This window comes from Ruegeria sp. N4 (genome assembly GCF_056531425.1).
On record NZ_JBQFLT010000001.1, the window covers coordinates 86,827 to 106,616 of the forward strand.

General features: G+C 59.9%; 19 protein-coding genes. 12 read left to right on the forward strand and 7 right to left on the reverse strand.

The genetic code is table 11. The annotated features are described in order from the left end of the window. Nucleotides 1–6: 6 nt before the first annotated feature. From ACR0LW_RS00435 to ACR0LW_RS00465, 7 genes are all read left to right on the forward strand, one after another. Complete coding sequence (locus ACR0LW_RS00435; protein WP_480881148.1) at nucleotides 7–2,820, forward strand: helicase-related protein; 2,814 nt, start codon at nucleotides 7–9, stop codon at nucleotides 2,818–2,820. A gap of 90 nt (nucleotides 2,821–2,910) precedes the next feature. Beyond that, on the forward strand, nucleotides 2,911–3,102 hold the full coding sequence (locus ACR0LW_RS00440; RefSeq protein ID WP_170451372.1) for a hypothetical protein: 192 nt from the start codon (nucleotides 2,911–2,913) through the stop codon (nucleotides 3,100–3,102). Nucleotides 3,103–3,108: 6 nt separating this feature from the next. Then, on the forward strand, nucleotides 3,109–3,414 hold the full coding sequence (locus ACR0LW_RS00445; RefSeq protein ID WP_170630239.1) for a hypothetical protein: 306 nt from the start codon (nucleotides 3,109–3,111) through the stop codon (nucleotides 3,412–3,414). A gap of 8 nt (nucleotides 3,415–3,422) precedes the next feature. After that, on the forward strand, nucleotides 3,423–3,791 hold the full coding sequence (locus ACR0LW_RS00450; RefSeq protein WP_480581579.1) for an RNA-binding S4 domain-containing protein: 369 nt from the start codon (nucleotides 3,423–3,425) through the stop codon (nucleotides 3,789–3,791). 66 nt (nucleotides 3,792–3,857) lie between these two features. Then, entirely contained in the window at nucleotides 3,858–4,196 is a 339-nt protein-coding gene (gene fdxA / locus ACR0LW_RS00455) for a ferredoxin FdxA (RefSeq protein WP_170451366.1), read from the forward strand. A gap of 284 nt (nucleotides 4,197–4,480) precedes the next feature. Next, a complete protein-coding gene (locus tag ACR0LW_RS00460; protein ID WP_170451364.1) occupies nucleotides 4,481–4,996 on the forward strand; it encodes a CarD family transcriptional regulator in 516 nt (171 codons plus the stop codon). A 118-nt stretch (nucleotides 4,997–5,114) separates the two neighbouring features. Further along, on the forward strand, nucleotides 5,115–5,876 hold the full coding sequence (locus tag ACR0LW_RS00465; RefSeq protein ID WP_480881153.1) for a potassium channel family protein: 762 nt from the start codon (nucleotides 5,115–5,117) through the stop codon (nucleotides 5,874–5,876). On the opposite strand, the gene cobS is transcribed toward ACR0LW_RS00465, so the two are convergent. Next, a complete protein-coding gene (gene cobS / locus ACR0LW_RS00470; RefSeq protein WP_170451360.1) occupies nucleotides 5,873–6,637 on the reverse strand; it encodes an adenosylcobinamide-GDP ribazoletransferase in 765 nt (254 codons plus the stop codon). The two genes, ACR0LW_RS00465 and cobS, sit on opposite strands and share 4 nt — an antisense overlap. A 78-nt stretch (nucleotides 6,638–6,715) precedes the next feature. On the opposite strand from cobS, the gene cobT reads away from it, so the two are divergent. After that, the gene (gene cobT, locus ACR0LW_RS00475; RefSeq protein ID WP_170734556.1) at nucleotides 6,716–7,726 is read left to right on the forward strand and encodes a nicotinate-nucleotide--dimethylbenzimidazole phosphoribosyltransferase; all 1,011 of its coding nucleotides are present in this window, start codon (nucleotides 6,716–6,718) and stop codon (nucleotides 7,724–7,726) included. Here cobT and ACR0LW_RS00480 read toward each other — a convergent pair. Continuing rightward, complete coding sequence (locus tag ACR0LW_RS00480) at nucleotides 7,659–9,638, reverse strand: monovalent cation:proton antiporter-2 (CPA2) family protein (protein ID WP_480881156.1); 1,980 nt, start codon at nucleotides 9,636–9,638, stop codon at nucleotides 7,659–7,661. The two genes, cobT and ACR0LW_RS00480, sit on opposite strands and share 68 nt — an antisense overlap. A 19-nt stretch (nucleotides 9,639–9,657) precedes the next feature. Continuing rightward, entirely contained in the window at nucleotides 9,658–10,113 is a 456-nt protein-coding gene (locus ACR0LW_RS00485; RefSeq protein ID WP_170451354.1) for an Lrp/AsnC family transcriptional regulator, read from the reverse strand. 147 nt (nucleotides 10,114–10,260) lie between these two features. On the opposite strand from ACR0LW_RS00485, the gene hppD reads away from it, so the two are divergent. Then, nucleotides 10,261–11,358, forward strand: a complete 1,098-nt coding sequence (hppD, locus tag ACR0LW_RS00490; protein WP_480881159.1) for a 4-hydroxyphenylpyruvate dioxygenase — start codon at nucleotides 10,261–10,263, stop codon at nucleotides 11,356–11,358. A 23-nt stretch (nucleotides 11,359–11,381) separates the two neighbouring features. Here the strand turns inward: hppD and ACR0LW_RS00495 are convergent, their stop codons facing one another. Further along, nucleotides 11,382–13,343: a hypothetical protein gene (locus tag ACR0LW_RS00495; protein ID WP_480881162.1), complete on the reverse strand. Its 1,962-nt coding sequence runs from the start codon at nucleotides 13,341–13,343 to the stop codon at nucleotides 11,382–11,384. A 158-nt stretch (nucleotides 13,344–13,501) separates the two neighbouring features. Between ACR0LW_RS00495 and ACR0LW_RS00500 the strand changes: the two genes are divergently transcribed. Then, nucleotides 13,502–14,203, forward strand: a complete 702-nt coding sequence (locus ACR0LW_RS00500) for an SIMPL domain-containing protein (protein ID WP_480881165.1) — start codon at nucleotides 13,502–13,504, stop codon at nucleotides 14,201–14,203. Between the two features lie 2 nt (nucleotides 14,204–14,205). On the opposite strand, the gene ACR0LW_RS00505 is transcribed toward ACR0LW_RS00500, so the two are convergent. From ACR0LW_RS00505 to ACR0LW_RS00515, 3 genes are all read right to left on the reverse strand, one after another. After that, nucleotides 14,206–14,916 carry a GNAT family N-acetyltransferase gene (locus ACR0LW_RS00505; RefSeq protein WP_480881168.1) on the reverse strand — a complete coding sequence of 237 codons (711 nt, stop codon included), beginning with the start codon at nucleotides 14,914–14,916 and terminating at the stop codon, nucleotides 14,206–14,208. 3 nt (nucleotides 14,917–14,919) lie between these two features. Continuing rightward, on the reverse strand, nucleotides 14,920–16,212 hold the full coding sequence (locus tag ACR0LW_RS00510; protein ID WP_170518006.1) for an O-acetylhomoserine aminocarboxypropyltransferase/cysteine synthase family protein: 1,293 nt from the start codon (nucleotides 16,210–16,212) through the stop codon (nucleotides 14,920–14,922). Between the two features lie 70 nt (nucleotides 16,213–16,282). Further along, nucleotides 16,283–17,278 (reverse strand): hypothetical protein, encoded by a 996-nt coding sequence (locus tag ACR0LW_RS00515; protein ID WP_480881172.1) that lies wholly within the window; start codon nucleotides 17,276–17,278, stop codon nucleotides 16,283–16,285. 289 nt (nucleotides 17,279–17,567) lie between these two features. Here ACR0LW_RS00515 and ACR0LW_RS00520 point away from each other — a divergent pair, with 289 nt between their 5' ends. Both ACR0LW_RS00520 and ACR0LW_RS00525 read left to right on the forward strand, forming a co-directional pair. After that, nucleotides 17,568–18,902: an NAD(P)-dependent oxidoreductase gene (locus tag ACR0LW_RS00520; protein ID WP_480881175.1), complete on the forward strand. Its 1,335-nt coding sequence runs from the start codon at nucleotides 17,568–17,570 to the stop codon at nucleotides 18,900–18,902. Nucleotides 18,903–18,945: 43 nt separating this feature from the next. Beyond that, nucleotides 18,946–19,782, forward strand: a complete 837-nt coding sequence (locus tag ACR0LW_RS00525; RefSeq protein ID WP_480881178.1) for a methyltransferase domain-containing protein — start codon at nucleotides 18,946–18,948, stop codon at nucleotides 19,780–19,782. Nucleotides 19,783–19,790 lie beyond the last annotated feature (8 nt).

A 19,790-nucleotide genomic window follows, 5' to 3' on the forward strand; every position in this document is an offset into this window, starting at 1 on the left:
GCAAAGGTGAGCGGGTCATCCCGAATAGCGGCCGTACTTGGCCCGACAAACACAGGCAAAACCCATTACGCGATCGAACGCATGCTGGGGCACCGCACCGGTGTCATCGGCCTGCCGCTGCGCCTGCTGGCGCGCGAGGTCTATGACAAGATCGTCGCCATTCGCGGCCCCTCGGTTGTGGCGCTGGTCACGGGCGAGGAACGGATCGTGCCACCGCGCGCGCAGTATTGGGTCTGCACCGTCGAGGCGATGCCCGAGGGCATGGGGGCCGATTTCGTGGCCATCGACGAAATCCAGCTTTGCGCCGACCCCGAACGTGGCCATGTGTTCACCGACCGCCTGCTGCGCGCGCGTGGCACCAATGAGACGCTGTTTCTGGGCTCGGACACCATGCGCGGGCCAATTGCGGCGCTGGTCCCCGAGGCGCAGTTTGTCCGCCGCGAACGCATGTCGCAGCTGGTCTATGCCGGGTCCAAGAAAATAAGCCGGATGCCCGCGCGCAGCGCCATTGTCGGCTTTTCGGTCGATAACGTCTATGCCATCGCCGAGCTTTTGCGCCGCCAAAAGGGCGGGGCGGCTGTGGTCATGGGCGCGCTCAGCCCACGTACGCGGAACGCTCAGGTAGAACTCTATCAAAATGGCGAGGTTGATTATCTGGTCGCCACTGACGCCATCGGCATGGGCCTCAATCTGGACGTGAACCATGTGGCGTTTTCGTCCCTGACCAAATTCGACGGCCGCCGGATGCGCCCCCTTGCACCGAATGAGCTGGCGCAGATCGCAGGCCGGGCAGGGCGCGGCATGTCCGATGGCACCTTTGGCGTGACCGGAGAGGCCCCGCCGCTGGACGAAGGTACAGCGCAGGCGATCATGGACAGCCGTTTCACGCCGATGAAAAAGCTGAACTGGCGGAATGCCGCTTTGCGTTTTGGTTCCATCGACTCGCTGATCGACTCGCTTGAGGTCAGCCCGAATGATGAACACCTGATCAAGGCGCGGCCTGCCGATGACCTGAACGTGCTCAAATCACTGTCGCAAGTGACCGAAGTGGCGGCCCGCGCCAGTGATGGCCCGTCGATCCGTCTGCTGTGGGATGTCTGCCGAATCCCCGATTTCCGCGGCATCAGCCACGCGGAACATGCCAGCCTGCTCGAGGTGATCTATGGCCACCTGCACGAACGCGGCGGCATCCCCGATGACTTCATGGCGCGGCAAATCCGCCGGATCGACCGGACCGACGGCGATATCGATGCATTGTCCAAAAGGTTGGCATATATTCGCACCTGGACATATGTTGCGCAACGAAACAACTGGGTACGCGACGAATCGCATTGGCGTGATGAGACGCGCACTGTAGAAGACAGGCTGTCGGACGCTCTGCATGACCGTCTGACCCAACGATTTGTGGACCGGCGTACATCTGTATTGCTGCGCCGGCTCAAACAGAAGGAGGCCCTTTTGGCCGAAGTAAATGACAAGGGTGAAGTGACCGTCGAAGGCGAATTCGTCGGTCGTCTGGAAGGGTTCCGGTTCTCGCCGGACAAAAGTGCGCAGGGGACCGAGGCGAAAGCTTTGAAATCGGCGTCCTTGCAAGCACTCGCGCCGCAATTCCATCTGCGTGCCGACCGTTTCTACAACGCGCCCGATACCGAAATTGATTTCACCGATCAGGGTGGCCTGATGTGGGGCGAATATGCTGTCGGCAAACTGGTTGCCGGGGCAGACCCCCTGAAACCCGTGGTCGAGGTTTTTGTGGATGAGGCCGCAGGCCCTGATGTGGAACAGAAAGTTCAGCGCCGGTTGCAGCATTTCATCGACCGCAAGGTTGCCGCGCTGTTCGAGCCGCTGCTGAACCTGTCGCGGGACGAGGAACTGAGCGGTCTGGCCAAGGGTTTTGCCTTCCGCATGGTCGAGGCGCTGGGCGTGCTGCCCCGCGCGCAGGTCGCGCAAGAGGTCAAGGATCTGGATCAGGACGCCCGTGGCGCGCTGCGCAAGCATGGCATCCGTTTTGGTCAGTTCACCATCTTCATGCCGCTTTTGCTGAAACCCGCACCGACGCGCCTGCGTCTGGTTCTGTGGGCGTTGGCGCAAGGCCTGCAGGAGTTTCCCGATGCACCGCCTCCGGGTCTGGTCACCGTGCCCGTCGCCAAGGACGCGCCGCAGGGCTATGACACCATGTGCGGCTACCGCGACGCGGGTGAACGCTCGATCCGGATCGACATGCTGGAACGTCTGGCCGACATGCTGCGTGCCGAGGACAGCCGGGGCGGGTTCGAGGCCAAGCCCGACATGCTGTCGATCACCGGCATGACACTGGAACAGTTTGCCGACCTGATGCAGGGGCTAGGCTACAAGGCTGAACGCGGCGAGCGCGAGAAAGTCAAACCGGCTCCGGTCGAACAGCCTGCTGAACAGCCAGCGGCAGAAACGACCGAGCAACCCGCCGCCGAAGAAACCCCGGCAGCCGAAGCCGTTGCGGAAGAGGTCGCCGCACCCGCCGAGGCGTCAGCCGAGGCCACCGACAGCACCGAGGCGGCAGCCGAGGCACCCGCGTCAGATGAACCCGAGGTCGAGGTCTTCTACACCTTCACCTGGGGTCGCCAGCGCCAGCAATCCCGTGGCCCGCGCCGCGAGCAAGGGCAGGGCAAGGGCAAACCGCGCGGCAAGCCTCAGGACGGGCGCGGAAAGCCGCAGGGCAAGAAGGGCGGCAAGCCGCAAGGCTCCAAGACCTTCTCGTCGCGGCCTCCGAAAAAGGAAAAGGCCATCGATCCCGATAACCCGTTCGCAGCCGCGCTGATGGGTCTGAAGGACGGTAACTGATCGTTATCCAGCCTTTGGCGTTTTTTCTTGCAGGTTTCCAGAGGGTTCCTATATCATAAAGGCCAGATGGATTTGAGGTGGAATAGCGATATGCCCGCTCAAAGTAAGAAAGTTAAAAAGAAGTTCTCCTCCCGCGACATGATCGTTAACGGGGGGGTTCCCGCTTTGGGCGCGTGTGCGGCAGTTTTGGCTGTTTCCGGCCCGATGGCGCTGGCGGTTTTACTGGGTGCGGCTGCCGGTGTGTCAGGTGTTGTCCTGACAAATGAAATTCCTCAAAAGTAAGACAAAATGCCAAAATCCCTGACGATTTCCCTGGCGGCCGCCTTGATAGGAGTGGCCGTCTACTACTTTTGGACATTCGGGAACGGCGTCACGGAAACCCAAAATGACTTCATTGCCGTCGCGGTGAATTTCTTCAATATATCGGCGATCTTTTGTCTGTTTTTCATTTTGGCAACCTGCGAAAAATCTTCAGCCGAAGAATTTGGCGGGGTCATGCGGGACAATATTTCCACAATCGTTGTGGCATTGTTCATAAATGTGATCATGACCGGCTATGATCTGCTGTTGAAATTCAACTTACTTACACCCTGAAGGTCATCATGACCACTGATACCAAGCTCCGGATCGACAAATGGTTGTGGCAGGCGCGGTTCTTCAAGACCCGCAGCTTGGCCGCCAAACAGGTCAGCGGCGGCCACGTGCGTTTGAACGGAAACCGGGTGCTGAAACCGGCGCAAGCGGTGGCGCCCGGTGATGTTCTGACCTTCCCGCAGGGGCGTATCGTCCGGGTTGTACGCGTCGAAAAGCTGGGCGAACGCCGCGGTCCGGCCCCCGAGGCGCAGACGCTTTACTTCGATATGACGGAAAAACGGGAAAGCCCTCCTGAAAATCCGGGATATGAGGGAAAAGGTCGTCCAACCAAGAAAGATCGCCGCGCGCTTGATCTTTCTCGCACCTCCAAAGGGTGATCCTCTCTTGAAGAGGCGCGCAGACTGAATTAGCTAGACGCCCAAACCGCTAATGGGAATCCCACCATGACCTATGTCGTCACCGAAAACTGCATCGCCTGCAAATACACCGACTGTGTCGAAGTATGCCCGGTGGACTGTTTCTACGAGGGTGAGAATACGCTGGTCATCCACCCCGATGAATGTATCGATTGCGGCGTGTGCGAACCCGAATGCCCCGCCGATGCCATCCGGCCCGATACCGAGCCGGGCATGGAGCAGTGGGTCGAGTTCAACCGCAAGTTCTCGGAACAATGGCCGGTGATCGTCACCAAAAAAGACCCTCTGCCCGGCGCGGAAGAACGGGATGGCGAAGAAGGCAAGATGGAGAAGTATTTCTCCGAAGCTCCTGGCGAGGGCGGCTAAGCGATTCGCCTGAACCGCGTTGGTGTGATTTCAGCGCCAACGCGGGTTAGCCTGTTGAAAACAGGTCGAATAATGAAATTTTACCTTAGGTAAACTTTCGGGTGTCGCATTTTTGTGATATACTCCGATCCTACATGATGACTGAGATTGGGATGTACTCCGTAAGTATGCTCGCTTTGGAGTTCTGATTTTGTGACGAATATGCCGCCAGACGGGGCTGAACCAGACCCCGCTTGTGGCGTTTTGTCGTCTGCGTCCCGGTCCGTAACCAAGGAATAAACTGAATGACAAAGTCGAAAAAGCTTGAGTTCCGCCCCAACGACTATGTTGTCTACCCCGCCCATGGCGTGGGCCAGATCATCTCGATCGAGGAGCAGGACGTCGCGGGTTTCTCGCTCGAGCTGTTTGTCATCTCATTTGAGAAAGACAAGATGACCCTGCGGGTTCCGACCAACAAGGTCACCGAATCCGGTCTGCGGTCGCTCAGCTCGCCTGACGTGATCAGCCAGGCGATGAAGACGCTGAAGGGCAAGGCCAAGGTGAAACGCGCCATGTGGTCGCGCCGGGCGCAGGAATATGAACAAAAGATCAACTCGGGCGATCTGATCTCGATTGCAGAGGTGGTCCGCGACCTGCACCGCACCGACGATCAGCGCGAGCAGAGCTATTCCGAGCGTCAGCTGTACGAAGCCGCGCTTGAGCGTCTGACCCGCGAAGTCGCCGCCGTTTCCGGTGCCGGAGAGATTTCGGCTGCCAAGCAGGTGGATGACGTTTTGACCTCGCGCGCTGCCGCTGCTTAAGTTTGCGACGCTTGAATTGGAAAGGCCGCCCTGGCACCGGGGCGGCCTTTTTCGTTGCTTGGTGGATTTCTGAAAACCGGCTAGTTTTGCTGTAGATGCAAGCAGATACAGGCTCGGGATGAAGCAGACGGTCAAGTTTCTTTACATTGGAAAAGACCCGGTTTCGGTCTGGTTCCGATATGGGCTGATCCTGTTCGACGTGGTGACAATCGTATTTTTTGTCGCCACGGCCCATTTCCCGCATGGGCCATGGGTGACGGCGATCAGCATCATACTTGGCTTGCTTATCATGCTGGATTTTTCGGCCCGGATGTGGATATCAAAGGACCGGTGGAAGCTGCTGCGCCAGATTTACACCCTGGCCGATATTGTTGTGATCGTATCGCTGGTGCTTGACCCGTTTCTGACAGGCAATCTGGCATTCCTTCGCATCCTCAGGGCTCTGCGCCTGATCCATTCCTATCATCTGCTGCGGGATCTGCGGCGCGACAGCAACTTTTTCCGCACGCATGAAGATGCTGTTATCGCAGCTATCAACCTGCTGGTTTTCGTATTTGCAACCTCGACCGCTGTTCTGGTGTTCTTCATCCCCGAGAACACGCCCAACCCCTATATCGACGCGCTGTATTTCACGATGGCGACCCTGACCACCACAGGGTTTGGCGACATCACGCTGTCCACGCCGTGGGGCAAGCTGTTTTCGGTTTTTATCATGGTGGTTGGCGTGGCCTTGTTTGTGCGGCTGGCGCAGGCGATCTTCATGCCGCAGAAAGTGCGCCACAAATGCCCCAGCTGTGGCCTGTACCGGCACGACCCGGACGCGGTGCATTGTAAACATTGCGGTTGCACCCTGCACATCAAGACGGGCGGCGTTTCCTAGATCAAAGCGGTCAGGGCGATCAGGAACGTGATCTCGGCCAGTTGCTGGGACGCGCCCAGAATATCCCCGGTCTGCCCGCCGATCTTTACCTTGGCGACAAGTGCCAGCCCCACCACGATCAACGCCGCGCACAGGGCAGGCAGTAGGAATTGCGCACCGATCAGCAGCAGACCGATAGCAAGAGCCAAACCCAAGGAAATTACAACGGCCATAAAGGTCGGCGCGCCAACAGAATGGCTTAGCCCCGATTGCCGTGCGTTCGGCAGCCCGGCCATCAGAACGGGCATGACAGCGCGCGAAAACACGCAGGCCGCCAAAATACCCCAGACCGCGCCGGCAGCCAGAAGGCTTGCGATTGCCGAAATGCGGATCAGTTGCGAACCAATCAGGGACAGCACGCCATAGGTGCCGATTTGACTGTCCTTCATGATCTCCAGCCGTCGTTCGCGCGTGAACCCGCCCCAAAGCCCGTCGAACGTGTCGGCCAACCCGTCCTCGTGCATCGCTCCGGTCGTCATGATCAGGGTTGCCACCAGCAACGCGGCGCAAATGAATGGCGGCACCGAAAGCGTCAGCGCGATCCAGCCGACAAAGCAGGCCAATGCGCCGATCACCAGCCCGACGATGGGAAAGGCCCAAACCGCCTGTGCCTGACGGGCAAAGACATGCTTGGGCAAACGGGGAAGGGGCAGGCGGGTCAGCAGGACCAGCGCCAGCGGTATATCCCGCGCGGAAACCGGATTGGTGTCGTTTTTATGCACCCTCGCGCCTTTCGGGGTCTTGTTGGTATCTCAGCTTCGGTTAAACACACAGGACCACTCTGATGCAATGAGGCTTTGATGCTGCCCGAACTGAATGATTTGAACACGTTCCGCGAAGCGTTGACCAACGCGCCGGGACCGGACACCGCCGCGGCGACCGGTGCAGCCGAGCGCAATGGTCAGTTGACCAAACCCCCCGGCGCGCTGGGGCGGCTTGAGGATTTGGCGATCTGGTACGCGTCCTGGCGCGGGGATGCACGGCCACAAATTGAAGCCCCTCAGGTCATCGTATTTGCGGGCAACCACGGGGTGACGGCGCAGGGCGTTTCGGCCTTTCCGCCCGAGGTCACCGTTCAGATGGTGATGAATTTCGAACATGGCGGCGCGGCGATCAATCAGTTGGCCAAGGCAGCGGGGGCCAAGATGGACGTCCACGCGCTGGAACTGGATCGCCCCACGGCGGATTTCACGCAAGAGCCTGCCATGACCGAGGCCGAACTTCTCAGCGCCTTGCAAACCGGTTGGAATGCCGTGGACCCGCAATCCGATCTGCTGGTGGTCGGCGAGATGGGGATCGGCAACACCACCCCCGCAGCGGCCATTGCCTGTGCGCTATTCGGCGGGGATGCCTCGGACTGGACCGGGCGCGGGACCGGTGTTGACGATGCGGGCCTTGCCAACAAAACCCGCGTTGTGGCCGAAGGCGTGGCACGCCATGCCGGCGAGGATGGGCTGGAAGTTCTGCGCTGCCTCGGCGGGCGCGAGATAGCGGCAATGGCAGGCGCTATCGCCGCTGCGCGCGTCCTGCGTATTCCGGTCATCCTGGACGGATTTATCTGCACCTCAGCCGCCGCATGTCTGGCGCGCGTGTCCGCCTCGGCGCTGGATCACGCGGTTGCCGGTCACCAAAGCGCAGAGGGCGCACATGGGGCCATGCTGTCGAAGCTGGGCAAGGATCCCCTGCTGAGCCTTGGTCTGCGGTTGGGCGAAGGCTCGGGCGGAGCCCTGGCGATCAACATCCTCAAAAGCGCGGTTGCCTGCCATTCGGGCATGGCAACCTTTGCCGAGGCAGGCGTTTCAGACGGATAAACAAAGCGCCTGACCCCGGCTGCGGCCCCCGGCAGGCGGATTTCTTGGCGTGTTCTTCGGCCAGTTCCAGAAGCGCCGTTTCCAGATCCTTTTCCAGTTTCTGCGCACGCTCGATGTACTTTTTGTTCTCGGCCGTCGGCATGCCCGGGATCCACAGCTCGGCCAGTTCGCGCACTGACGTCCGGTCGTGGTGATAAAAGGTCTGTTCGGCCTGCGCGGCCTCGTATTCGCTGAGGCCGATATTCTCCAGAACATAGCGCCCGGCGCGCAAGGAACTGTCGAACATCTCACGCACGATGTCGTTGGCTCCGGCCTGATACAGCTCGTACACATGGGTTCTGTCATGGGCGCGCGCGATGATGTGCAGGTCCGGGCGCTGTCGTCGGGCAAAGCCGACCAGACGCGTCACCGTTTTCCGATCATCCATCGCGGCGACAAGAACCGAGGCTTTCTCGAGCCCCGCAGCGCGCAAAAGTTCGGGCCGTGTCGGATCCCCCAGAAAGCCTTTGACGCCGAAACGCCGCATCAACTGGATGGTTTCGATATCGTGGTCCAGAACGATGGTCTTGAAGCCGCTGGCCACCACAAGGCGGTTGACGATCTGACCGAACCGCCCGATGCCAGCGATGATCACCGGGCCTCTCTCGTCGATCTCATCGGGTTCCATCGTGGTGGTGGGTTCGCCGATTTTGCGCGACAGCACGTCATAGATGATGAACAGCAGGGGCGTGATCAGCATCGTCAGGGCAATGATCATCAGCAGTTTCTGGGCCAGATCCTGCGGGATGACGTTCTGCTGCCGCGAAAAGGCCAGAAGCACAAAGCCAAATTCGCCTGCCTGCGCCAGTCCCAGGGTGAACAGCCAATGATCCCGGCCTTTCAGTTTGAAGGCCTTGCCGACGATATACAGGATGATCCCCTTGGCAAGGATCACCAGAAGGGCCAAGCCAATCAGGTCCAGCGGGTCGTTGAAGAAATAGGCAACGTCAATCCCGGCCCCGACGGTGATAAAGAACAGCCCCAGAAACAGCCCTTTGAAGGGTTCAAGGTCGCTTTCCATCTCGTGCCGGAATTCCGAGCTGGCCAGCACAACGCCCGCCAGAAAGGCACCCAGAGCGGGCGACAGGCCGACAAGGGTCATCAGGAAGGAAATGCCCACCACGATCATCAGCGCCAGCGCCGTATACATCTCGCGCAGGCGGGTGGCGTGGATGAAACGGAACAGCGGGCGGGTCAGGTAGACGCCTGCCAGAATGACAAAAGCGATAGCGCCTAACGTCACAAGTGTAACTGCCCAGCCCGGCAGTCCTTCGACCAGAGACAGGCTGTGATGCCCGGCGTCATGCAGATGCTCGGCGCCGCGATCGATCGAACCGTCAGCCTCGATATGAGGGATGGCGGGCAGGGCAAGCAGGGGCAGCATGGCCAGAATCGGGATGACCGCAATGTCCTGCGTCAGCAGTACCGAGAAGGTGGCCCGCCCGCCATTTGTCTGCATCAGGCCCTTTTCCGAAAGGGTTTGCAGCACAATCGCCGTCGAGGACAGGCATAAGGTTAACCCCACGGCCAAGGCGACGGACCAAGGGTGATTTGCATAAAAGGCAACGCCTGCGATGACGGCAGTTGACAACAAGACTTGCAGCCCGCCCAGCCCCAGCAGCCTGTCCCGCATGTCCCACAAGGCCCGTGGCTCCAGCTCAAGACCGATCAGGAACAGCATCATGACGACGCCGAACTCGGCCACGTGCTGCAAGTCTTCGGTCTCCGCGCCGACCAGGCCAAGAATGGGGCCGATGATGATGCCGGCGGCCAGGTATCCAAGCACTGACCCCAGCCCCAGACGTGCCGACAGGGGCACGGCAATCACGGCGGCAGCCAGATAAATTGAAGCCTGGTAAAGGAAATCGTCCATATGAGTCCTCGTTGTCCGCTCAGGTCGGCAGGGGGGCGTCGCGTTTCAGTTGGTCCATCACGATCTGGCTTTGAACCCGTGCTACAGCAGGATGCGGCAGGATCACCTGATGAAGCAAGCTGTTGAGCGCGGAAAGATCGTCGCAATAGACATGCAGCAGGTAATCTGCCTCACCCGTCATCGTCCAGGCGCTGGTGATCTCGGGGCGGGCGTCGACCATTCGGGCAAAGCTGGCGGATTGTTCGGGGCCATGGGTGCCCAGATGAACCTGGATGAACCCCTGAACATGTAGCCCGAGCTTCAGCGGGTCCAGCCGGGCGGCGTACCCTGTGATATAACCCTCGGCTTCAAGCCGCTGACGGCGGCGACCCGCCTGACTGGCCGACAGGTTCAGCACCTCGCCCAACTGTTGCGCCGTCAGATGCGCGTCCCGCTGCAAAGCTGCAAGCAATCCGATATCGATATGATCAAGCATGTGCGGCGTTTTCTCAGTTTTCTTTTCACGGATGCGAGTTTTGCGCGTCTTTCTTTATTTTATATGAAAACAATGCGCAGAAACAGCGTTGGTTAAGGCGTATTTTAGAATCAGCAAAGAATTACCGGCTTCCCAAGGAGACGCGTCATGGGTCCTTTCCCGCACAACGCCCCGAAATCCGTTATCAGTTCAGAAAACCCCGCAGGCACCGACGGGTTTGAATTTGTCGAATTTGCCCATCCGAACCCGCAGGAGCTGCGCGATCTGTTCGCCAAGATGGGCTTCGATCTGGTCGCCCGCCACAAGGCCAAACCCCTGGTCGAGCTGTGGCAGCAGGGCGATGTCACCTATATCCTGAACGCCGACCCGGACAGCTTCGCCGACAAGTTCGTGGCGGAACACGGGCCCTGTGCCCCTGCGATGGGCTGGCGTGTGGTGGATGCGCAAAAGGCGTATGAGCACGCGGTGTCCAAAGGGGCCGAACCCTATGACGGGGCGGACAAAACCATGCACGTTCCTGCCATCAAGGGCATTGGTGGATCGTTGCTGTATTTCATCGATCAGTATTACGACACATCCCCCTACAATCAGGAATTCGAGTGGATCAAGGAATCCAAGCCGCGCGGCGAGGGGTTCTATTACCTCGATCACCTCACCCACAATGTCTACAAGGGCAACATGGACAAATGGTTCAGGTTTTACGGCGACCTGTTCAACTTCCGCGAAATACGGTTCTTCGACATTCAGGGCAAGTTCACCGGGCTTTATAGCCGCGCCTTGACCTCACCCTGTGGCCGCATTCGTATCCCGATCAACGAGGATCGCGGCGAGACCGGGCAGATCGTGTCTTACCTCAAGAAATACAAGGGCGAAGGCATCCAGCATATCGCAGTGGGCAGCGAGGATATCTATGCCTCGACCGATGCCATCGCCGAGAACGGTCTGAAATTCATGCCCGGCCCGAACCGCGCCTATTACGACATGTCGAAAGAGCGTGTGACAGATCATGATGAGCCGCTGGAGCGGATGATGAAACACGGCATCCTGATCGACGGCGAAGGCGTTGTGGACGGGGGTGAGACCCGGATTTTGCTGCAAATTTTTTCAAAAACCGTGATCGGCCCGATTTTCTTCGAATTCATCCAGCGCAAGGGCGATGACGGATTTGGCGAGGGTAACTTTCAGGCCCTGTTCGAATCCATCGAGCGTGAGCAGATCGAAAGCGGTGAGATTTCGGCGGCTTGACGCGCGCCTGATAGGCAAAGCGATCATCCACGCGGCATCGACAGGGTCACGTTGCGGCCCTTTTTCTGATACCGCAACTCACTGTCGCTGATGGCGATGACCTTGCCGCCGTCAACCCGGTCACCGACCTTCAGCTTTTTGTACCGACCGCTGGGCAAGCGGACCAGCGCGCGCCGGTTGGCGGGCGTGCCGTAGACCCCGATCAGGTTCAGCCTGCGCAGGTTGATGGCGTTGTCGATGGTCGCCTGCCGTGCAACAGACGCGGTGGACGGGATTTTGGGGGCGACGGCCTTGGGCTGGAACGATCCGGCCTCGTCACTGTTTTGGTCAACAGCAGCGGTTGAGCCCAGATTGGACGCAGCCGGGGCTGCTGCCGCGACGCGCACAAGACCAGCGGGCCGGGTTTTGGGGCGCGGCACGCGCACAACGGCCAGGGCGGTGGGCGTGTCATCCACCTCGGGCGCGGCTTGCAGGGATTCGGGCCGGAGTTTTGGCCGCATTACCGCCAGTTCTTCCAGGGACCGACCGCCCAACTGCTGACGCTCGAACCGTTCGTCCAGATTGTCCGGGCGGGGTTTCGGGCGGAACCCGGCAAGACGTGTGTCGGTTTCCTCGACCACGGGTTCCTCTTCGAAACGCGTGGGAACATCCGGCGGAACCGAGGCGGGGCGACCGAGATAGACCATAATGCCGTCAGGGTTCAGGGTGCCGTCCGGGGAAGGTGTCACAAGCCCACGCTCATCCAGATCGAAACCCGCCACGGCTGCGCGCGTCAGGGCAGGGGCGTCAAACGGCAGATCCGTTTCGAAGCTTTCGGCAGGTGCCAGCGCCACTGCGTCGTTCGAGAAATCGGACTTGTCGATTGAGGCAAGATACAGATCGTCCGGCTCGATCAGAGATGGTTCGCTGGGGCGGTCGGGTGCAAGATCAACAACCACGACGCCCGGTTCAACGTCTTGCGCGGTGTCGGAGTCCCGTTCGATCTCTTCCACCGGGGTTGGCTGCACCTTCAACGCTTCCAGAATCGCCGCGTCTGTTGGCGATAAGGCGGGCTGGTCGTCGGGCGCCTGCGGTTGTGTCGCAGAAGGTTCGACCGAGGCCAAGGTATCCTCATCCGGCACAAGGTCGGTTGTTGGCGCACCCGCCACCTCGGTTTCAATCGGCGGTGTTTCGGCGAGGTCTTGAGCGGCCTCTTCATCCGGTGTCGCGGTCAGTAGGTCTGGCTCGCCTTCGGCCAGAACATCCTCATCCTGCGCGCCCATCAGGGACCATGCGCCGATTGCCACCGCCAACACAGCAGCCGCTGCGATGGCTGGAACGGTCAGACGTTTGGGATCAAAACCTTTGCCACCCGAAGGCACATCAGCATCCGGCGGAGCGGGCGAGCGGAAAGCATCGGGTGCTGCCGTTTCGGCAATGACGTGGACCTTTGGCTCTGGTTCTTCCTCGACCTCGGGCTCTACCTGTGCAGCAGGATGTTCGATTTCGGGCACTGCAACGGGCGCAACCGGCGCAGGCTCCAGATCAAATATCGGCTTGCCGGGAAATGTGTCTTCGTCGGGGTCTGCCGTGTAGGCAACGGGGACAAACCCGTGTTCAGCAGTAAAGCTCTGCGCTTCGTTCAGCGTTTGCAGCGACACCGCCGCGCCAAATGTCGTTCGGTCCTGACGGACAGTGGCGAAACTCAGTTCCGATTGCTCATACGGCGTTGCTGCAACCAGCTCATCGCGAACCTTCTGTGCGCTGTCCTCAGGCGACAGACCACGCGTCTCGACCGAGAGATAGCGAATCTGATCCGCCGGAATCACCACATTGCAGCTTAGGTCATTTTCCAGCGCAAAGGCCTGATCCCGCAACGCATGGATCTGCGCGTTCAGATCATCCGCATCCAGAGAAACGGTTCCAATACTGTACCACTCGCCCTCGGACAGGTGGTGCAGCGAAATTCCGGTTGTAGAAAATGACAGCGCAAAGGCGGGTTTCATAATCCCGTGGAACCATAACTCATATCATCAGCGCAAACGATAACACGCCTGCAGACCGACCCTAAAGCAGGAAGCCGCCGAGGGAAAGAAAAAGCCAAGCACCCCCCTTGTATGGCAAAGCCCTGCCAACCCATGTTGTAGGCAATTAGTTTGGAGGGATGACCTTGAAGACATTCGCTTTTCTGGCCGCCATGATGGCCGCAACAACCGCCGGGCTGGCCCATGCGGAAGAACGTCGCATCAATGTGGACGCCACGGGAACCGTGCAGGTCGCGCCCGATATGGCGACGATTACGTTGGGCGTGACAAACGAAAACGCCGAAGCCTCGGTGGCGATGCAGGCGACATCGGACGCTGTGGCGCAGGTTCTGGCGCGGCTGACGGATATGGGGATCGAGGATCGGGATGTGCAAACGCGCGACCTGTCGCTGTCGCCGGTCTGGTCGAATCGAAATCAGCGGGACGGCAGCGCGCCCGAGATCACAGGCTTTGTTGCGTCGAACCGGGTATTTGTGCGGGTGCGTGATCTGACCCAGTTGGGACAGATCATGGATGCCGTCATTCAGGACGGGGCCAATGATTTTGGCGGCCTCAGCTTTGGTCTGCAGGACCCCAAACCGATCGAGGTGCAGGCCCGCGCCAAGGCGGTGGGCGAAGCTACAGCCAAGGCCGAGCAGCTGGCGCAAGCGGCAAATGTCACTTTGGGTCCGGTCCAGACAATCTCGGAACGCGGTGGCGGTGTGCGCCCGATGGCCGAGATGCGCGCCTTCAGCGCGGCGGATGCCGGTAGTGTACCCGTGGCCAGCGGAGAGATTTCGGTTTCGGTCAGCGTCTCGATGGAATTCGAGATTTCCGAGTAAGACTACGCCTCGGCGCGGGTCATCAGCGGTTTTCGTTGCTGGCCCGCCGCGTCGAAATTGTCGGGCGACAGCCATTCTTCGAACGCGGCCTTGATACGGGGCCAGTCACTGTCGATGATCGCATACCACGCCGTATCCCGATTGCGGCCCTTGTAATGGGTCGCCTGCCGAAAGATGCCCTCGAACGTGAAACCCAATCGCTGCGCCGCCCGGCACGAGGCGGCATTGAGCGCGTCGCATTTCCATTCATACCGGCGATAGCCCAACTCGTCGAAGACACGTTTCATCATCAGGTACATGACTTCGGTCGATTGCGGCTTGCGCTGCAACAGGGGGGAGAAGTGGATGTGCCCCACCTCAATTGCCCCGGCCGCAGGCGCAATCCGCAGGTACGAGGCCATGCCCACCGGCACCTCATCCGCATCCAAAACTGTGTGAAACATCGGATCCGCATCCATACAGTTGGCGCGCGCCCAGGATTCAAAATCCGGCTCCGAGTCAAACGGGCCGTAGGGCAGGTAGGTCCAGTTCCGATGATCGGTGTCATTGGCAAACGCCCGGAACAATCCGGGCGCATGTCGGTTCACGTCCAGCGGCACGACCGAGCAATACTGGCCCATCATCGGCGTATAAGGCGGTGTCGGGCGCGGGAAATCGCCTGTGACCGGCAGACCGATGGGTTGACCCAGTGCGTTTGTGTCGTGCCCGCTCATGGTTTAGCTGCTGGCTTTGGCCAGGGCCTGATCCAGATCGGCGATCAGGTCATTGGCATCCTCGATCCCGATGGATACACGCACCACGTTGGGGCTTGCGCCCGCAGCCTCTTGCTGTTCCGGCGACAGTTGCCGGTGCGTGGTCGAGGCCGAGTGGATGATCAGCGACCGCGTATCGCCCAGATTGGCGACATGGCTGAAAATCTCCAGCGCGTTGACCAGCTTGATACAAGCGTCGTAGCCGCCTTTGACGGCAAAGGTGAACAGCGCACCGGCCCCGCGCGGGTACTGCGCCTTGACTCGGTCGTGATAGGGTGACGAGGGCAGGCCCGCATAGGTCACGTAGTCCACGCGATCATCGGCTTCGAGCCACGCGGCGATCTTCTGCGCATTCTCGACATGACGCTCCATCCGCAGTGACAGGGTCTCGATCCCCATCAGCGTGTAATGCGCGGCTTGCGGGTTCATGGTCATGCCCAGATCGCGCAGGCCGATGGCGATGCCATGGAAGGTGAAGGCCAGCGGGCCGAAGGTTTCGTGGAATTTCAGCCCGTGATACGCCTGTTCCGGTTCGCTGAGTGAGGGGAACTTGTCATTCGCCGACCAGTCGAACTTGCCCGAATCCACAATGCAACCGCCGGTGACAGTGCCATTGCCGGTCAAATACTTGGTGGTCGAATGCACCACCAGCGTCGCCCCGTGTTCGATCGGGCGGCACAGGTAGGGCGTGGCCGAGGTGTTGTCGACGATCAGCGGAATGCCTGCCTCGTCAGCCACATCCGCCAGCGCGCGGATGTCGGTGACATAGCCGCCCGGGTTGGCGATGGATTCGCAGAACACCGCGCGGGTGTTTTCGTCGATGGCGGCCTTCACGGCGTCAAGATCGTCGGTGTCCACAAACGTGGCCGACCAGCCAAAGCGTTTGATCGTTTGGCTGAACTGGGTGACGGTGCCGCCATACAAACGGGTCGAGGCCACCACATTACAGCCCGGTCCCATCAGCGGGAACAGCGCCATGATCTGCGCCGCATGTCCCGAGGAACAGCAAACCGCACCGACGCCACCTTCCAAAGTCGCCACACGCTCTTGCAGCACGGCCACCGTTGGGTTGGTCAGGCGCGAGTAGATGAACCCAACCTCTTGCAGGTTGAACAGGGCTGCAGCGTGGTCGGCATCGCGGAACACATAGGCCGTGGATTGGTAGATCGGTGTCTGCCGCGCGCCGGTTGCCGGGTCCGGGCGTGCGCCCGCGTGAATTTGCAGCGTGTCGAAACCGTAGGTGGGGCCGTCAGACATCAAAAATCTCCTGTTGGAATGTGTGTTGCCGAATCTGTAGGACATTGCCCGCCGTCACACAACGCTGCTGTCAGCGCATCCAAAGCCCTTGCGCTTTGATCCGGTTGCGAATGGCCTGTTCGCGGCTGGGCAGCGCGTTGCGGTCGAACAGGTCCCGGATTTTCTGACCCTTGCCCTGAACCACCAGCTTTTTGATCGGGTCATACTGTTTCAGGACCTTCTTGACCTTGTTCGGGGCCGTAACGGTTTCCAGAACATCGATCACATGGTCGCTTTCGCGGGCATAAAGCATCGGAAACAAGCGGTAGTGACAACTGACCGAGCCGTCCAGAAGCCCCTCGGGCAGGGCATCGCGTCCGCCGCCGAAGGAATGGATCACAAGGGGCAGGGCGGCCTGATCCAGCCAGGGATCGAGGTTCTGTCCGACCAGTTCCGGAAAATGCTCATCCCGGATGGTGCGCGCGTAGTCCAGGAACCGCTCACCGAACTGGCGCGGACATTTGTAGAAGAAATAGCCCGCGTTGAAATACAGATACCGCCGCCAGTGTTCGTGCGGTTGGCTTGTGTCAATCGAGCTGTCGAAGTCCAGACCAAATCGCTGATACAGCGCCGACCAGATGCCGTCAAAACCTGGCCCGTACAGCGTGGGCTTGGGCCAGGTGCCTTCGACCTTCAAGGATGCGCTTGGCCGGTCGAAATCAAACGGAACGCTGCCCAGATCGCCCGTGATCAGCGTGTCTGTGTCAAAGAAAACAAAGGGTTCGCCCTCGGGCAGGGCCAGAAGCGCCTCGATCTTGTTGCCATAGGGATAGCTTTCACCAAAGACATGGCTGTCGAAGGGCAGGATCTCGGCACCCAGATGTTTCAGCGCATTCAGAACGTCTTCGTCCTGAATGGCGGGGTTCTGAGGCCAACGCGGGCCGGGATTGGGCGTGGCGACAAACAGACGACCTTTAAAATCGGGCGAGGAATGGCGCAGCGAGGCCGCGAACAGCACGGCCTCGTATTGCAGGCGGTTGTTCTGACCGATGATGACGATGTTGAAATCTTGCGAAGCTGCCCGCATCTGTGCCCGTCCCAAACATGCGCGTTGTCTCACGCACCTGCCTTCGGGCTTACAGCAAGCCGGATGGGGCGTCAAAAGACAGTTGAGGTCCGGCGACCCGACTTGAACGGGTTATCCCGACACGCCGCCCTGCAAAATGCTTAGAAAGTGAGCAAAACGGGGCCAAATCCGGTCTGTATCGGCTGCCGGATTCAAATTTTTTTACCATTTGGCAAATTTTACCAATTGATAAAAAATCAAAATGTGGCAAGCTGAGGCCATAACAAACATATCTACAGGGAGTAGAGTGATGGCACAGGGCCAGATGGCACCCGGGATCGTCTCCGGGCGGCTTTCCAGCGATGAGCTGACCTCGAATTTCACCGATCTGCATCCGCCACTGGCCCCGCATGAGGCTGCCGTGGCCGCAGACCGCTGCTATTTCTGCTATGACGCGCCATGCGTGACGGCCTGTCCGACGGATATCGATATTCCGTTGTTCATTCGCCAGATTCAGGCAGGTCAGCCGCAATCGGCGGGGCGGACTATTCTGGACCAGAATATTCTGGGCGGTATGTGCGCCCGCGTCTGTCCGACCGAAACTCTGTGCGAAGAAGCCTGTGTGCGCGAAGCCGCCGAAGGCAAGCCGGTCGAGATCGGGCGGCTGCAACGCTTTGCGACTGATGATGTGATGGCCTCGGGCGTTCATCCGTTCGAACGTGCCGAAGCGACCGGCAAAACTGTGGCTGTGATCGGGGCAGGGCCAGCGGGTCTGGCTTGTGCGCATCGGTTGGCGATGCTGGGTCATGATGTGGTGATCCATGAAGGCAAGCCCAAACCGGGCGGTCTGAACGAATATGGCATCGCCGCTTACAAATCGACCAATGATTTCGCGCAGGCCGAGGTCGACTGGCTTCTGAAAATCGGCGGTATCTCGATCGAAACAGGGTCTTTGCTGGGCGAAACGATCTCTCTGGAAGGTCTGATCGAGAATTACGACGCTGTATTCCTGTCCATCGGTCTTGCTGGCGTGAATGCGCTGCGGGCGCAAGGTGTGGAAAAGGACGGCGTGCGTCCGGCGGTCGATTTCATCTCGGACGTGCGGCAGGCGTCGGATCTGGCGGATCTGCCGGTCGGGCGGAATGTCGTTGTGATTGGCGGCGGTATGACCGCTGTTGATGCGGCGGTGAAGTCGAAACTGCTAGGGGCCGAGCAGGTCACGATTGCCTATCGTCGTGGGCGCGATGCGATGGGGGCCAGCCGGTACGAACAGGACCTTGCCGCCTCGCACGGGGTTCGGATCATGACCAATGTTCAGCCTGTTGCCGTGCATGGCAACGGCGCAGCGGTCGAGATCGAGCTGGAATACACCTCCAGCCAGAACGGTCAGTTGACCGGAACCGGCGAGACCATTCGCCTGCCCGCCGATCAGGTGCTCAAGGCCATCGGTCAAACGCTGGATGGCGCGCCCGAAGGGTTGGAACTGGACGGCAACAAGATCGCTGTCGGCGGTGCCGGACGCACCTCAATGGCCGGTGTTTGGGCAGGCGGAGACTGCGCGGCGGGCGGAGAAGACCTGACCGTAACCGCCGTGGCCGAAGGCCGGGATGCGGCGATGGACATCCACGCGAGCCTTGTTTCGTGATAGGGTGAGGCATTCAACTCATCCCATTCGCTGAGGTACCGTTATGTCCCAGATCGAAAACGCAGTTGCTCAACACTATACCACCGGCGCCCTGACAGATCGCATGCGCGACGCACTGAAAGCCAGCGGCGTTGACCCCGACGCGGCCACTGTCGCGGATCTGAAAGCAGGTGACGAATTCCACACTGGTGGGGTTCTGGCCACGGATCATCTGTTTGACCAGTTGTCGCCTACACATGCGACGCGGGTACTGGATGTGGGCTGCGGGATTGGCGGGACATCTCGATATGTCGTCGACCGGTACGACTCGAGGGTGACAGGGGTCGACCTGACGCCTGAATTTGTCGAGACGGCAACGGCACTCAGCGAGATCGTGGGGCATTCCGACAAGGTCGAGTTCCACGTTGGCAGTGCATTGGACATGCCGGTGCCGGATGCCGGGTTCGATCTTGCGGTGATGCTGCATGTCGGCATGAACATCGAAGACAAGGCCGGGCTGTTCGCCGAGGTGTCGCGGGCTTTGGCCACCGGTGGCAGCTTTGCCCTGTTCGACGTGATGGCCGGAGAAACAGACGAACCGTTGGCCTTTCCGCTACCTTGGTCGACGGTGGAGGAGACGTCCTTTGTGCATGCGCCCGAGGTTTACAAGGACGCCGCCGCATCGGCGGGGCTTGAATTGGTGACCGAGACGGATCGTACCGAATTCGCCATCAAGTTCTTCGAGGAAGTCTTTGCAAAGATTGCCGAAACCGGCCCCGCGCCGTTGGGCATCCACCTGATGATGGGTGAGACGGCGCCCGAAAAGTTCCAAAACTACGTCGCAAACCTGCATGCCGGGCGGATTCGCCCGACCGAGATGATTTTCAAGAAAACCGGCTGAGGAGCCGG